A 14931-nucleotide genomic window follows, 5' to 3' on the forward strand; every position below is an offset into this window, starting at 1 on the left:
CGCCCCGCTTCCACGCCTCGGTGCGCGTGTAGGCCAGGAGCTCGGGCGGCACCAGGTGCAGGACGCCTTCGGGCAGGCCCAGCGTCTGGGTGAGGGCTCCCGGCAGGCGCGCGGTGCCGAAGTCGATGAGGAAGGGCCTGCCGTCCTTGCGGCGGATGAGGATGTTATCCGCCTTCAAGTCCCGGTGGTACACGCCGCGTGCGTGCAGCACCCCCACGGTGCGCACTACACTGGAGAAGGTGTCCGCCAGCTCCACGGCGTGAAGGGGCTTGCGCCACCGCCACCGGTGCCAGTCGTCCCCCTCCACGAAATCGGTGACGAGAAAGGGGTAGCCCTGGGTGGGGTGGGGCCAGAAGTCCACCGCGTACACGCGCAGCAGGTTGGGGTGGGAGGAGTAGGTGAAGAGGGCCGCGGCCTCGCGCGCCAGGCGCCGCCAGGCGCTCGTCTCCTCCACGTACTGCTCTTCGGTGAGTTCCTCCGTGAATGGGTTGAGGGGGAGCAGCCCCATCTTCATGGAGTACGGCTGGCCGTCGCGTTCCACCTTGAAGACGCGGGAGGAGCCTCCACGGCCCAGCACCGCGACGATGAGCCAGGGCCCCACCCTGTCGCCGGGTTTGAGGTGGTCTGGGTGCAGGGCTTCAGTCATGAGCCAGCGCTCCTACAGTTTCACATTGGGAATGGAGAGGTGCCGGCTGCCGCTCTTGTCGAGCAGCTCCAGGCGGAGGACGCCGTCCACCTTCCAGAAGGGCGCCTCCGTTTCCACCGCGATGAGGCCCTCCTCACCGGGTGCGAGCTGCGCCTTGTTCATGTCCACGGAACGCACCTTCACCGGGGTTCCGTCCCTCCTGGTGAGGCGCGCTTGCCCTGACTCCCATGGTTTCTGTCCCGGAAGGTTCTGCACACGGATGACGGCGAGAGCCCAGGACCTGGCGCGATACCCCTCTCCGCTCAGTACCTTCAGCCCACTCTGAGTGCTTGTGGGCAGATTCTCGATGCGTCGGGCCTGCACTCCATTCAGGTCGAGCCGCCCGGAGAACACGAGCCCGGCGGGTCCACTCACAGCGCGAAGCGCCGCGAGTTGCGCGTCCTTCTCGGCGAGAGCCGCCTCCAGCGCTTCCAGGGTGCGCGGGCGGCGCATTACATCCACCCGGGTATCCACCCGCGTGGGGTGGGAGACGAGCGCCAAGGTGGCGTACGCCGGGACGCCGACGTCCTTGTAGCGCACCCGCACGCCCAGCTTCTCCCCGCCCCCCGGCTCCACAGCGGGTTCAAGGGTGATGGTGCGCTCACCTATGTCCATCAGGTTGAAGCGCGTTGCCCGCCCCTCCACCTCCAGTGAGCCCCTGTCGATGGGGGCATCGAAGACGAAGAGGGTGGCGACGTTCGCCGCCACGCGCACCTCCGGTACCGGGTCATCCGGGTTGTTGGGGACGACGACTTGCCGCTCCTGCCGCTCGCGGGCCGGGGGCTGAGGCTGCTGAGATGCCGCTGTCGCCCCCGTCAGGAGGATGGCGAGCGGTAACCACGGGAGAAGTCGCACCAGGGGGGATTACCTCCAGAGTCCACCCTATCAGATGCCGCGCCCAAGGCGGTCTGTCGCGCTGCTCCGCGTAGAGAGAAGGGCCAGGCGGGGCCGGGACGGACAGGGGAGGGGCTTCCGTCAGAACGCCGTGCCGAGGCTCGCTCCCACGAACGTGTCGTCCTGGTAGCCGCGCCGGAACCGCATCAGCTCCACCCTCCACGCCAGGCGCACGTTCGACTCCAGCGACAGCTTCGTCCGGCCCCTCAGGCCCACTCCGTACTGGATGAGCAACTGCGTTCCGTCCAGCGGCGTCAGCTTGCCGCCCACCTCCAGCGTGGTGCGCTCGTATACGAAGCCTCCGCCCACCTGCGCGTAGGCGCCGTAGTCCGAGGACTCGCCGAACGTCAGCTCGTACGCCGGTGCGATCGTCGCGTAGTGCAACTGCCTGTCTCCGACGATCAGCTTCGTGCCCTCGCGCTGCCCCGCGTACGTGTAGCGCACGTCGAACCAGAGCGCCTCGCGCAGCGCCTCCGAGCCCAACAGCCGCCCGTACTCCCACGTGAAGCGCCCTCCCACCGCCGGCAGCAGGTCGCCCACCAGCTGTCCCCGCGGGCTGCTCAGGAACATCGCCCCGCCGAGCACCTCGAAGGCAACGCCCGTGTTCGGATCGTCCAGGCGCGACATCCGCTCGTAGCCCTGTTCCTCCTCGTCACCCTCGGCCGCCCGCCGGAAGTCCTCCGCCGTGTCCTCCTCCTGTCGGCGCCGGCGCTTCTGCGCCCGCTCGGGATTCTCCTCGTCCGGATAGGCGTACGGCGAGTCCTCGTCCTGCGTGCGGCGGCGCGAGCTGCTCTTCTTCTCCGACTCCTCCTCGTCCGGATAGGTGTACGGCGTGTCCTCGTCCTGCGCGAACGTGGGCGCGGCGAGCGTCAGTCCCCCCAGCAGACAGGGCAGGAGCCAGGAATGCAGGTTGGCGGTCTTCATGGGGTGATCGAACAGTCGTTGATGGTGGGGGTTTGCGGGCAGTCGCTCGGACCGGACTGAGCGCCGCCGGTGAACTCGGCGATCTCCTTGTCCGTGAACCGCAGCCGCGTGGCGAGGTTGGAGCACACCCGGTTCTTCAGTTCGTCTTCACCGTTCGGGATGTGCTGGATGAGGGCCCGGAGGGCTCGTGCCAGCGTGAACCCGTACTGGTCGGTGGTGTAAGTCTTCGCCAGCTGGGCCAGGCCGGGCTTCACCGTATCCAGGTCCGAGTAGGCCGCCACCACCGCGCGCGCCAGCACCTGGCGCCAGGCCGGCGACGTCGACGCGGACTCGTAGAGCGCGCTCGCCACGATGGTGCCCACCAGGTACTGCCCCTCGGTGAACTGGCCGAAGTTGGCCAGCTGGAGCTGCTGCTTCAGCTCCGTGCCCATGCACCACTTCTTCGACAGATCCCTCGCCTCCGCCTGCGGGCCCTCCAGCGTGGTGTACAGCACCCGCGGGTTGCAGTTGTAGCTCGTCTGGCACGAGGCCACGTAGGCATGGAAGTCCGCCAGGCCCTCGTCCAGTGCCTTGATCGCGTTGAGCCCCGGCGTGCTCCCGTCCAGCGACCAGCTCTGGAGGGGCACGGGAACGCCCTGGCCCTCGTACACCCGGCGGTTGAAGACCAGGTGCGCGTACTCGTGCGTGAGGATGGAGGCGTTGAGCGCCATCGGCGCCTTCTCGATCTCCTTGAAGGGCAGCACCAGGAAGGCCTGCACCGGCGAGAAGTAGATGGCGTTGTCCACCTGCGGCTCATCACTGCTGTCCGCGAGGACGAACTCGGGGAAGTAGTACGTCGTCGCCTGCGGCAACTCCGCCACCTTCACCTCGGCGGTGTTGATGAAGTAGTCCCGGGCGCGCTCGAGGTTGTAGTACGTGGTGACGAGATTCCACGTGTGGAAGTCCGCCGGCCACAGCACGCCCTTCTCGTCCGTGATGTAGCTGGCGGTCACGGGACGGCCCACGTCCTTGAGCACCGCGCGCTTGTACGCTTCATCCCCCTTGCCCTGTGCCGCGTTGAACTCGGGATCCTGCGAGTCCACCCGGATGAGGGCGCCCCCGACGACCTTCATCACCTGGCCTTCCATGGCCACGATGTCGGTGATCGTTTTGAGCTCTACTTCCGTGGGCGTGTACTCGCCATTGCTGGAGAGCACGAGCGCGCGCACCTTCACGGGCGGCTGGGAGGGCGGCGCGCACGACGCGGTCAGCGTCGCGAGCGCGGCGGCAGCGGCTGTCAGCTTTCGGACCATGCCCGCCTTCTTACTACGGGTCCGGTGGCCACCTGAAGCCGGGTCAGCCGGGTCAGGAAGGTGGGCTCAGAAGCTGAGCTCCGAGCCCAGCGTCGCGATCCCCGAGCGCAGGGGCTCCTCCCCCTCCGGGTGGTCCGATTGGAGCGACAGCGACGCCCACAGCCGGAAGGACCCGGCCAGCCGCACCGTCCACCGGGTCCCCACCACGTGGGCGTACCCCTCGCCCGGCACGTAGCGCGTGAAGGCGTAGGAGAGCTGTCCCCGCACCGCCGCGCTGACGCGCCAGGTCACCGAGGGTTTGAGATCGAAGAGCGCCGGAGCGCTGGGAAAGCCGGTGAGCGCATTCACTCCCAGCATGCGGCCGCTCAGGTCCAACGCCAGCTCCCCGATGCGGCGCCGGGCGAAGTTCCTCAACAGCAGGCCTCCCTCGGCGGCATTGGTGTAGCGGCGCAACACCTGCTCCATCTCCTCCTCGGTGAACTGGCCGGCGCTCAGCGGATCTCCACTGTAGAGGTACACGCCACCCCGCAGGCCCAGCTCCCATTTGTCGAAGAGCAGCAGCCGCGCGCCCAGTGAGGGACGGACCACGAAGAGCGGCTCGTTGCGTTGGAAGAGGGTCTCGTCACTCCCATCCTCGCGGACGGAGATCCGCCGCCGCAGCGCGTAACGGGTGAGCCCCACGCCCCCGTCCCACCCATACTCCAGGTCCGAGAAGCCAGCCGAGTCGTAGGCCGCCGCGAGCTGCACGCCGAGGCTGTGGTAGCCGCTCTGGGCGGACATCGCCGGCAGCCCGAGCAGCGGCCGGGCGGGCGCCAGCGCGGTGGTGGTCGTCTTGGGCAGGCCCACGTTGACGAGCCCGGAGAGCAGCCAGTGCTCGGACAGGGCGTGGTCCACGCCGGTGGAGAGCTGGTGGGAGAGGGCGGTGTCCGACTCGAGCCGCGCGCCGGTGTAGCCCAGGGTGAGGAAGGTCTCGTCCTTGCGCAGCTCCACGTCGCCCAGCAGCGCCCAGGTGCGCTGGGAGGCACCCGCGCTCGCCTCCACCATCACCGAGCCCGCGTGGGCCTCGGGAGCCGCCAGCCACAGCGCGCCCGCGCACCCCACGGCGAGTGCCTTCCGCTTCATGCGCGGCCCGGGGGTTCCTTCTCGGATTCCTTGACGCACCGTTTCCACGCTCTCTATGGTGCCGCCCTTCCAACCCCCCTCTGTGCAGGCGGTGTCATGGCGGTCCCGTTCATTACCGAGGTCAAGCGTACTCATACCTGCGGCCAGCTCACCAAGGCCAACATCGGTGAGGAGGTCGTCCTCTTCGGCTGGGTGCAGAACAGGCGAGACCACGGCGGCGCTGTCTTCATCGATCTGCGTGACCGCGAGGGCCTCACCCAGGTGGTCTTCGAGCCGGACATCGCCAGGGAGGCCCATGAGCTGGCCGGGCAGCTGCGGCTCGAGTACTGCATCGGCATCAAGGGCAAGGTCGCCTCGCGTGGCACGCAGGTCAACCCCAAGCTCAAGACGGGGGAGATCGAGATCAAGGCCACGGATCTCACCATCTTCAACCGCTCCGAGCCCACGCCCTTCCTCGTCGAGGACAACATCGACACGGCCGAGGACAAGCGTCTGGCCTACCGCTTCCTGGATCTGCGCCGCAAGCCGCTGCAGCAGTCGCTGATGACGCGCTCCAAGATGAACGCCATCACGCGCTCGTACATGGTGGACCACCGCTTCCTGGAGCTCGAGACGCCCTTCATGGGCAAGTACACCCCGGGCGGCGCGCGCAACTTCCTCGTCCCCAGCCGGCTCAACCCGGGCAAGTTCTACGCCCTGGCCGAGAGCCCCCAGCTCTACAAGCAGCTCTTCATGGTGGCGGGCTTCGACCGCTACTTCCAGATCGTCAAGTGCTTCCGCGACGAGGACCTGCGGCTGGACCGGCAGCCCGAGTTCACGCAGATCGACGTGGAGATGAGCTTCGTCACCCAGGACGACATCTTCACCATCATCGAGGGGCTCATCAAACGGCTGTGGGGCGAGGTGCTCGGCATCGACATTCCCACGCCCTTCATGCGGATGGACTTCTACGAGTCCATGGCGAAGTACGGCAACGACAAGCCGGACCTGCGCTTCGGGCTGGAGCACATCGTGCTCACGGGGCTCATCAAGCAGCACGGCGCCGCGGGCGGCGTGCCGATGATGTTCGAGGCGGTGGAGCAGGGCGGCATCGTCAAGGCCATGGTCGTCCCCGCGGACAAGCCGATGAGCCGCGCGGAGAGCGACAAGCTGGAGGAGTTCGCCAAACAGAATGGCGCCAAGGGACTGGCGCGCGCCAAGGTGGGCGAGGGCGGTGAGTGGACGCAGTCCCCGCTGTCCAAGACGATCACCCCCGTGCTGCGCCAGGCCATCAACCAGGCGTGCAACGCGAAGACGGGAGATCTGCTCCTGTTCCAGTTCGGCCGCGAGTCGCTGGTGCACACGGTGATGGCCAACCTGCGCGTGCACGTGGCCAAGAAGCTGGGCCTCATCCCCGAGTACGGCAGCGGCGGCGTGTGGAAGTTCCTCTGGGTGGTGAACCCGCCCCTCTTCGAGTACGACGAGGAGACCAAGACGTGGGCCGCCGCGCACCACGCCTTCACCCGCCCGCACGACGAGGACGTGCAGTACCTGCTCACGGATCCGGGCCGCGTGAAGTGCCACCGCTACGACGTGGTGCTCAACGGCTTCGAGATCGGCGGCGGCTCCATCCGTCTGCACGACCCGAAGGTCCAGGCCGAGGTCTTCAAGGCGCTGGGCATCTCCGACGAGGAGGCGCGGGCCAAGTTCGGCTTCCTGCTGGACGCGCTGAAGTTCGGCGCGCCCCCGCACGGTGGCATCGCGCTGGGCATGGACCGGCTGGCGTTCCTGCTCACCGGCGCCGAGTCGCTGCGTGACGTCATCCCGTTCCCCAAGACGAAGATGGGCACGGACCTGATGACGGGCGCCCCCGGCGACGTGGACGAGAAGCAGCTGCGCGACGTGCACGTGCGCGCCGTGCCGCTCCCCCAGAAGTAGGACCGGGACCCTCGCGATGAAGACGTTCCTCGTGGTGAATCCGCGCAGCGCCGGTGGCGAGACGGGCAAGCGCTGGGCGGAGATCTCGGGCCAGGTGACCCGGGCGATCGGCGACTTCGGGTTCGGCTTCACCGAGCGCGCCATGGACGCGGTGCGCCTGACGCGCGACGCGCTCCTGGACGGCTATGACTGCATCGCCGCCGTGGGAGGCGATGGCACCGTCAACGAGGTGGTCAACGGCTTCTTCGCGGACGGCAAGGCCATCAACCCCAACGCCGCCCTGGGGCTCATCCCCCGGGGCACCGGTGGCGACTTCCGGCGCGCCTTCGGGTGGGAGCTGGATCTGGACTCCGCCCTGGCGCGGCTGCGCACCGACAAGACCGAGCCCTTCGACGTGGGGCTCGTCGAGTACGTCAACCACCAGGGCCAGAAGGAGTCGCGCTACTTCGCCAACATCGCCTCCTTCGGCGTGAGCGCGGCGGTGGCCCACGAGGTCAACATCGGCAGCAAGGCGCTCGGCGGAAACCTGAGCTTCCTGTGGGGCACGGTGAAGACCATGGCGAAGTACAAGGACCGCAAGGTGCGCCTGCGCGTGGACGGCGGCGAGCCCGAGGAGCTGGGCATCACCGTCGTGGCCGCCTCCAACGGCCGCTACTTCGGCAGCGGCATGTGCGTGGCGCCCAAGGCCATCACCCATGATGGCGTGTTCGACCTGACCATCTGGCACGACTACGGCCTGTCCGACTTCATCATCAAGTCCAAGGGCGTCTACAACGGGGACCACATCACCTGGAACAAGACGCGCTACCTCCAGTGCCGCACCCTGGAGGCCGACAGCGACGAGGAAGTCTTCCTGGAGATGGATGGCGAGGTGCCCGGCAGGCTGCCGTGCCGCATCTCCATCCTCCCCGGCGCCATCCGCCTCAAGGTGTAGCGTCTGACGCTGTAGCGTCTGACGGTGTAGCTCCCGCTTCCGGGCAAGCTGCCGCGCGTCCCCCCCTTCGCGCGCGCCTTTGCCGCGCCGTATTTCCGTGGGCAGCTTTCGCTTACGGCGAGCCCCGCGTGGGCTGGGAGTATGCGATGAGCAGGTACGCCAATGGGGAGGGCGAGCCCCCGGCCGACACCGAGGACTCCATCGATGCCTCCTTCGACTCCTTCCTGAGGGAGGTGGCCCAGGCTCCCATCCCGCTCCGGCTGCCCAGGCCCGGCGAGTGGCTGGGCGGCAAGGACGGCCGCCGCTTCGAGATCCTCGAGAAGATTGGCAGCGGGGGCATGGGCCAGGTCTTCCGGGCCAGGGATCACGAGCTGCAGCGCGTGGTGGCGCTCAAGTTCCTCCTGCCCCGCGAGCAGCTGGCGGACCTGGCGCTGCTGGAGGCCCGGGCCATCGCCCGGCTGGACCACGAGCACATCGTCCGCGTCTTCGACGTCAGCGAGTGGTGCCCCCAGCACATGACGACGCGCATTCCCTTCATCGTCATGGAGTGCCTGGAGGGCGAGTCGCTGACCTCGCTGATGCGGCGGGGGCGGGTGGACTCCAGGCGCGCGCTGGAGGTGTTGCAGGACGTGCTCTCGGGACTGGCGCATGCCCACGCCCACTTCGTCATCCACCGGGATCTCAAGCCGAGCAACGTCTTCATCACCCGGCAGGGCATGGTGAAGCTGCTCGACTTCGGCCTGGCGAGCCTCACCGCGGTGGGAGACCCCTCGCAGGCCCTGCACCTGCCCACCGCGGGCACGCCCGTCTACATGGCCCCGGAGCAGTGGGAGGGCGGGCCGCAGGACGTGCGCACCGACCTCTGGACCATGGGCGTGGTGCTCTACGAGATGCTGACGGGCGAGCTGCCCTGGCCGTACTCCACCCTCGGGGAGCTGCGGCTGCGGGTGACGTCGGACGAGCCCGCGCCCCTGCTGCGCACGCGCCGGCCCGAGCTGCCCCGGGAACTGGAGTCCTTCGTGGCCATGGCCCTGGCCAAGGAGCCGGAGAAGCGCTTCCAGTCCGCGCAGGAGATGGCGGCGGAGTTGAGGGAGCTGCGCATGCGGCTCGGCTTCGTCCAGGTGGAGCCGCGGGCCCGCGTGCCCCGGCGCCGGCAGGTGACGCTGGTGTGCTGCCTGCTCACGGGCACGGGGGGCGCCGCCGAGCCGCTCGATGCCGATGCCCTCGGTGAGCTGGAAGAGGCCTTCCACCGCAAATGCGTGGACGCCATCCGCAAGTACGGAGGCTCCGTCTCCCTCTTCCTGGGCCGCCAGGTGCTCGCCTCCTTCGGCACCCCCCGCATGCGCGAGGACGACGCGGAGTGCGCCGTCCGCGCGGCACTGCTCCTGGCCTCCTCCCTTCCCAGGGCCCTCCAGCGGGCCCTGCCACACCTCTCCCTGGGCTCGCTGGCCGCGAAGGTGGGCGTCCACACGGACCTGATGGCGCTGGGCGAGCACGCCCCGGATCCCCGGGAGCAACGGGCCGTGGCCATCCTGGGCGAGGCCCCCCAGGTGGCCGAGTGGCTCGCGAGACAGGCCGCGCCCGGCGAGGTGCTCGTCGGCGGCAACACCTGGCGGCTGGTGGGCGGAAGCTTCCAGACGGAGACGCGCGGCGCCCATCCCTTCGAGGGACTGGCCGGGACGGCGAGCCTGGAGACGTGGCGCGTGGTGCGCGAGCGCGAGGCCCTGTCCCGCTTCAGCCGGGCCCTCTCCGCCCGGGGCCGCACGCCGCTGGTGGGCCGGGAGGAGGAGCTCCGGCTGTTGTCGGGGTGGTGGGAGCGCGCCCGCGCGGGCGAGGGCGGCTGCGTGTTGCTCACCGGCGAGGCCGGCATCGGCAAGTCCCGCCTCCTCCAGGAGTTCCTGGAGCGGGTGCCTCAGAAGTCGGCCTACCTCCTGCCGGCCCAGTGCTGGCCGCGCTTCAGCTCCGGCGCGCTCCTCACGGGCTTCGAGGTGTTCAAGCACCACCTGCTCCACGTCTCCCCGGAGAGCGAGCCGCGCACCCAGCTGGCGCAGCTGGAGCAGCGGCTGGGGGGCGAGCTCGGCATGAGCCGGGAGCACGTGCAGCTCATCGGCCTCTTCCTCCACCTGCCCGTGGCCGAGGATGCCCTGGTACGCCAGCTCACGCCCGAGCGGCGCAAGGAGCTCATCTTCGAGGCCCTGGAAGCCCTGCTCCAGCGCATGGCGAGGGATCGCCCCGTGCTCGTCACCGTCGAGGACATGCACTGGGCCGACTCCTTCGTGCTGGAGTTGTTCGACCACCTGCTCGGCCACCTCGAGCGGGAGCGCATCCTCATCGTCCTCACGGCCCGGCCCGAGTTCCAATCGCCCTGGCCGCTCCATCCCTGGTTCCACCGGCTGGTGCTCGACCGGCTCGGCCCGGAGCTCGCCACGGACATGGTGAAGGCGGCCGCCGGTGGCAGGACCCTGCCCACGGAGCTGGTGCGCGAGCTGGCGAAGCGCTCGGATGGCATTCCGCTCTTCATCGAGGAGATGCTGCGCGTGGTGCTGGAGCGGGGCGGCCCGCCGGAGCTGCCGGGCACCCTCCCGGCCACCCTGCACGAGCTGCTCCTGGCGCGCCTGGACCTGATGCCCACGCGCCAGCGGACGTTGATCCGCATGTGCTCGGTGGTGGGGCGAGACTTCTCACTCGAGCTGCTCCGGGCGCTCACGCGCGGGGAGGAGCCGCTGCTGCGGCGCGAGCTCTCCGGGCTGATTCGCGGGGGACTGCTCCAGGAGCAGCGGGACCCGACGCGAATCCGGGGGCCGTCCTTCCGCTTCCGTCATGCGCTCCTCCAGGACGCCGCCTACGCGTCCCTGTCCTCGCGCGAGCGGCGGTACTACCACCGGCGGCTCGCCCGCATCCTCCAGGAGCACTTCGGCCAGGAGGTGGAGTCGTGCCCCGAGGTCATCGCCCACCACCTCACGGCGGCGGGCCAGTCCGAGCAGGCCATCGGCTGGTGGCTGCGGGCCGGGCAGCTCGCCCAGACGCGCTCGGCCGCACGGGAAGCGGTGGCGCACCTCACCCAGGCGTTGACCCTGCTGCGGGGTCTGCCGGATGCCAGCCAGCGTGCCGCCGACGAGCTGAGGATCCTCCTGGCCCTGGGCACGCCCCTCTACCAACTGCGGGGCTACGGCTCGCCCGAGGTGGAGCGGACCTATGCCCGGGTCTGGGAGCTGCTCGAGCGGTTGGGGGATGCGCTCCCTCCGCCGCACCTCTCCTTCGCGGGGTTGTTCTCCTGGCACTTCACGCGCGCGGAGTTCTCCCGCTGCCATGAGCTGGGCGAGCGGCTGATGCGCCTGGGCGAGCTCCACTCCAATCCGGAGCTGCTGCTGGAGGGCTACCGCAGCATGATCTACGACTTCCTCATCTGGGGCAGGGTCCGCACCTCCATGGAGTACGGCGAGCGCGCGGTGGCCTGCGCCGCCCAGGTGAAGCACGAGCCGGGCTCCGCCGCGGAGGAGCTGCAATTCGCGGCCCCGCGCATCGCCGCCCTGGCCTATGCGGCCGTGCCCTGCTCGCTGTTGGGACTGCCGGAGCGGGCGCGGGGGTACAGCGCGCGGGCCCTGGAGCAGGCGGAGCAGCTCGGCCACCCGCATACGCTCGCCTACGCCCTGACGTACGCGGCCGTGGCCAGCGAGATTCGCCGGGAGCCCGCGAGCGCCCTGGCGTGGGCCGAGCGCGCCATCTCCCTCTCCAGCGAGCGCAGCTATGAGCTGTGGCGGGTGTGGTCCTCCAGCGTCCGGGGCTGGGCACTGGCCGAGCTGGGTCAGCCCCGCGAGGGCCTGGAGCTCCTCCAGAAGGAGCTGGAGCGCTGGTGGGCCTTCGGCGTCCTGCTGGGACGCAGCTACACCCTGCGCCTGCTCGCGGAGGTCCACCTGAAGCTGGGCCAGACGGGGTGGGGGCTCCAGCGGGTGCACTCGGCCCTGGAGGTCATCAAACAGACGGGGGAGCACGTCTACGAAGCCGAGATTCATCGTCTGCGGGGCGAGCTGCTGCGGGCCCGTGGGAAACCGCATGACGCGCGGTATTGCTACTTCCACGCCCTGGCGGTGGCCCGACACCAGGAGGCGGGCACCTACGAGGTGCGGGCGGCGGTGGGCCTGGCCCGCCTGTTGATGGAGGACGGCGTCCCGGAGAAGGCCCGGCGGCTGCTGGAGCGGCTGCGCGAGCGGCTCGACCTGAACCAGGAGGCCCCCGACTTCCAGGAGGCCAGGGCGCTGCTGGAGCGGCTGTCGCCCGGGGCCACGGCGGCACCTCCGGCCGGTGTGTAGACGCGGGGCTCGCTACCGGGCGAAGGGCCACCACTGGCGCCGGGTGAGCGCCTGGGCGGTGCCGAGTCCCGCGGCGAGCGCCGCCAGACGCAGGGTGACCTGCACCAGGTTGCTGGTGCCGGCGGTGTAGTCCTGCTCGGCGAAACCCAGCACGGCGCGGAAGGCCAGCACGCCGGGGACGAGCGGGATGAAGCCCGGGATGGTGAAGATGCTGGTGGGCATGCGCGTGAAGGACGCGAGGACGCCGGACACCAGGGCGATGCCGAAGCCGGCGCAGAGCATGGCGGCCTCGTGCGGCACGCTGGGGAAGAGCAGCAGCAGGCCGTTGCGCAGGCAGACGCCCACCGCTCCGGCGAGGCCCCCGGCCCAGAGCGCGCGGCGGGGAACGTCGAAGAGCACGGAGAACCCGACGGCGGCGGCGAACGCCAGCAGCGTGGCGGCCCACAGCGGGGGCGGTGTCCGGGTGGTGAGCGCCAGGTGCGGGGCGGAGATGAGCAGCACCACGAAGAGGCCGCCCGCGATGGTGGCGATGATGAGCACGGCGGAGGTGGCCCGGACCATGCCGGAGAGGGTGTTGCCTCGGAACAGGTCCACGATGGAGCTGACCATGAGAACGCCGGGGACCAGGAGCAGCACCGAGGCGGCCATGGCGAGCCCCGGCGCGGGTACCTCCAGCAGTCGCGAGCCCACCAGCGCCAGGGCGGAGGCCACCACGGCCACCAGGAAGGTCATCGCCAGCCGGCCGAAGCGCAGGCGGACCAGCAGCTCGCGCAGCGCCTGTCCCACGCCCGCGGCGGCTCCGGCGGTCAGCACCTCGAGGGCGTTGCCGCCGAAGAGGAGCGCGAAGGCCGCGCAGGCCATGCCCACCGAGAGGACGGTGGTGAGATGCCCATAGAGCCGGGGCTGGCTGGCGATGTGCTCCAGCTCCGTCCGGAGCTGGGCCCGGGAGAGCGCTCCGTGGTGGGCGCGCTCCGCGAGCCGGGTGATGGCGGCCACGCGGTTGAGGTCGATGCCCGTCTTCACCACGCGCACGACCCGGGTGCGGTGCTGCTCCCGGGCGAGGGCGGAGACGACGATGCCTCCCGGGGTGACGAACACGTCCATCCGATCCGCACCGAGCGCGTTGCCGAAGCGGATGATGGCCTCCTCCACGCGGGCCGCGTTGGCTCCGCTCTCCACCATGACCTGCCCGGCGCGGAGCGCCACCCCGAGCACCTCCCCGAGCCCCTGATTGCTGAGTGGCGATGGTTCCACCGGGGGGGGCGTTTGCTGGGCCGCCGGGCGGGGAGGCCCAGGGTCCCGGCTTCGAGCGCGAAGGAAACGGGACGGAAGACGGAGCAGGGGACGCATGGCGCGAGGGCGGGGAAGAGAGGATCGCACCTCGACGCTGGGGGTGCGCGCCGGGGATGGCAACTGGCGTGGGGGGACCGGCCCTCCAGCCGCATGCGAGCCCTGCCGGGCGCGAGGCGGGCGCGGCTCGGCGCCCGTGGCTCGAGTCCTTGAAGTCCGCGGCCGACAACACCTGGACGCGGCGGGCCTCCAGGAGGTGCTGAACGTCCGGGACTGCCTCGTCATGCGCAAGGGCGTGGTCGTCGTCGTCGCGTGGGGCGAGGTGGAGCGATGACTCCGGGGGAGGAGCCTCGCGGCCGTGCCAGCGGGCGCTCCGCGTCCTCCAGGAGCCCGGTGAAGAGGAGCGACACTCCCGCGAGCGCGAAGAGACCCGAGAGCGCGAACAGGCATTGCAGCCCGAAGGCATCCAGGACCCAGCCATTCACCAGATAACCCAGGAGGAGCCCCGCCAGTGTGCTCAGGGCATGGACCGTCGCCTGGATGCTGGCGCGCAGATGACCGGGGCTGCACGCGTCGAGGTAGCCGAGTGCCGCCGCGAAGAAGATGCCGTAGTAGACGCCGTGAAGCAGCTGCGAGACGAAGAACAGCCTGGGGGAGCCCGTGGCCAGTGTCGTGGACAGGAACACGTACCGGAGGGCGGCCGCGCCTCCTCCGGCGCCCAGCAGGGCTCTCGTGCTGTACCTGCGCAGCAGGCGGGGCGCGGCCACCAACAGCACGAGCTCGGACGCCACGCCGATCGCCCAGGCCAGCGACACCGCACCGTCCGGCAGGGCGTAGAATCGGTCCATGTAGATTCCCAGGTAGCCCTGCACGGCCGTGCTGGCGAACTCCAGCAGGAACATCAGCAGCGCGAGCCCCCGGATCCGCCGGTCGGCGAGCCACGCCAGGGAGAACGGGGCCCGGCTCGCGGCCGCCGGCCGCTCGAACCACGCGGGCAGGACCGCCGCCAGCAGCAGCGTCAGCCCGAACACGGGGAACACCCCCGCCAACCCCAACCGGGGCAGCACGAGCAGCGAGGCCACCGCGCTGGCGAAGATGAAGCCGGTGGAGCCAAACAGCCGGAAGCGCGAGTACTTCTCCCGCTGGCCATCGAGAAGATCGAAGACGGCGCTGTCGGTCAGTGGCACCAGGGGCCGGTGGACCAACCCCAACAGGGCGAGCAATCCGAAGAGGAGCGAGCCTCGGGCCAGGAAGAGCAGCGTGCCCGCCAGCCCGCTCGCGAGCGCGAGCAGGGAGATGATGGTCCGCTTGCGGTGGGCGTGGTCCGCGAGGAAGGCGAAGACGAACTGGCCCAGGAAGCCAGTCGCCGTGAGCGTGAAGAGTGCCAGGCCCACCTCCTGGCCGCGCCAGCCCCGCCGGGAAAGGAACAGCCCGATGTAGGGGGCGAAGAGGCCAAAGCTCGTGAACAGGAGGAAGTAGAACCCTCCGAGGGCCCGGCCCGCGGTGCCGGGCTGTCCGGGTGCGAGTCTTTCGTGTCGTCCCGTCTTCATGTCCGCCTCCTCC

Annotated in this window: 10 protein-coding genes; 3 read left to right on the top strand and 7 right to left on the bottom strand. The window is 70.0% G+C overall.

Features of this window, described 5'->3' with window-relative positions; genetic code table 11:
* The 5 genes from AC16DP_RS07090 to AC16DP_RS07110 all read right to left on the bottom strand — a co-directional run.
* The coding region (locus AC16DP_RS07090) for a serine/threonine protein kinase (protein ID WP_483956660.1) at positions 1-646 on the bottom strand (646 nt) is incomplete at its 3' end.
* A 12-nt stretch (positions 647-658) separates the two neighbouring features.
* Positions 659-1540, bottom strand: a complete 882-nt coding sequence (locus AC16DP_RS07095) for a DUF2381 family protein (RefSeq protein ID WP_329728521.1) — start codon at positions 1538-1540, stop codon at positions 659-661.
* 120 nt (positions 1541-1660) lie between these two features.
* A complete protein-coding gene (locus AC16DP_RS07100; RefSeq protein ID WP_329728522.1) occupies positions 1661-2503 on the bottom strand; it encodes a hypothetical protein in 843 nt (280 codons plus the stop codon).
* The gene (locus AC16DP_RS07105) at positions 2500-3795 is read right to left on the bottom strand and encodes a hypothetical protein (protein ID WP_329728523.1); all 1296 of its coding nucleotides are present in this window, start codon (positions 3793-3795) and stop codon (positions 2500-2502) included. The genes AC16DP_RS07100 and AC16DP_RS07105 overlap by 4 nt, the downstream gene beginning before the upstream one ends.
* Positions 3796-3861: 66 nt before the next feature.
* Entirely contained in the window at positions 3862-4917 is a 1056-nt protein-coding gene (locus AC16DP_RS07110; RefSeq protein WP_329728524.1) for a hypothetical protein, read from the bottom strand.
* A 96-nt stretch (positions 4918-5013) separates the two neighbouring features.
* On the opposite strand from AC16DP_RS07110, the gene aspS reads away from it, so the two are divergent.
* The 3 genes from aspS to AC16DP_RS07125 all read left to right on the top strand — a co-directional run bounded on the left by aspS (position 5014) and on the right by AC16DP_RS07125 (position 12078).
* Positions 5014-6834 carry an aspartate--tRNA ligase gene (aspS, locus tag AC16DP_RS07115; RefSeq protein ID WP_329728525.1) on the top strand — a complete coding sequence of 607 codons (1821 nt, stop codon included), beginning with the start codon at positions 5014-5016 and terminating at the stop codon, positions 6832-6834.
* 16 nt (positions 6835-6850) lie between these two features.
* A complete protein-coding gene (locus tag AC16DP_RS07120) occupies positions 6851-7768 on the top strand; it encodes a diacylglycerol/lipid kinase family protein (RefSeq protein ID WP_329728526.1) in 918 nt (305 codons plus the stop codon).
* A 146-nt stretch (positions 7769-7914) separates the two neighbouring features.
* Complete coding sequence (locus tag AC16DP_RS07125; protein WP_329728527.1) at positions 7915-12078, top strand: protein kinase domain-containing protein; 4164 nt, start codon at positions 7915-7917, stop codon at positions 12076-12078.
* A gap of 12 nt (positions 12079-12090) precedes the next feature.
* Here the strand turns inward: AC16DP_RS07125 and AC16DP_RS07130 are convergent, their stop codons facing one another.
* Both AC16DP_RS07130 and AC16DP_RS07135 read right to left on the bottom strand, forming a co-directional pair.
* On the bottom strand, positions 12091-13284 hold the full coding sequence (locus AC16DP_RS07130; protein WP_329728528.1) for a threonine/serine exporter family protein: 1194 nt from the start codon (positions 13282-13284) through the stop codon (positions 12091-12093).
* A gap of 365 nt (positions 13285-13649) precedes the next feature.
* Entirely contained in the window at positions 13650-14918 is a 1269-nt protein-coding gene (locus AC16DP_RS07135) for an MFS transporter (RefSeq protein ID WP_329728529.1), read from the bottom strand.
* Positions 14919-14931: the final 13 nt, after the last annotated feature.

The organism is Archangium sp., from assembly GCF_057119385.1.

What these genes read in the sequence shown, in the direction of transcription:
- AC16DP_RS07100 (WP_329728522.1), bottom strand. Translation starts at nt 2,503, where the DNA reads ATGAAGACCGCCAACCTGCATTCCTGGCTCCTGCCCTGTCTGCTGGGG.
- AC16DP_RS07105 (WP_329728523.1), bottom strand. Translation starts at nt 3,795, where the DNA reads ATGGTCCGAAAGCTGACAGCCGCTGCCGCCGCGCTCGCGACGCTGACC.
- AC16DP_RS07110 (WP_329728524.1), bottom strand. Translation starts at nt 4,917, where the DNA reads ATGAAGCGGAAGGCACTCGCCGTGGGGTGCGCGGGCGCGCTGTGGCTG.
- aspS (WP_329728525.1), top strand. Translation starts at nt 5,014, where the DNA reads ATGGCGGTCCCGTTCATTACCGAGGTCAAGCGTACTCATACCTGCGGC.
- AC16DP_RS07120 (WP_329728526.1), top strand. Translation starts at nt 6,851, where the DNA reads ATGAAGACGTTCCTCGTGGTGAATCCGCGCAGCGCCGGTGGCGAGACG.
- AC16DP_RS07125 (WP_329728527.1), top strand. Translation starts at nt 7,915, where the DNA reads ATGAGCAGGTACGCCAATGGGGAGGGCGAGCCCCCGGCCGACACCGAG.
- AC16DP_RS07135 (WP_329728529.1), bottom strand. Translation starts at nt 14,918, where the DNA reads ATGAAGACGGGACGACACGAAAGACTCGCACCCGGACAGCCCGGCACC.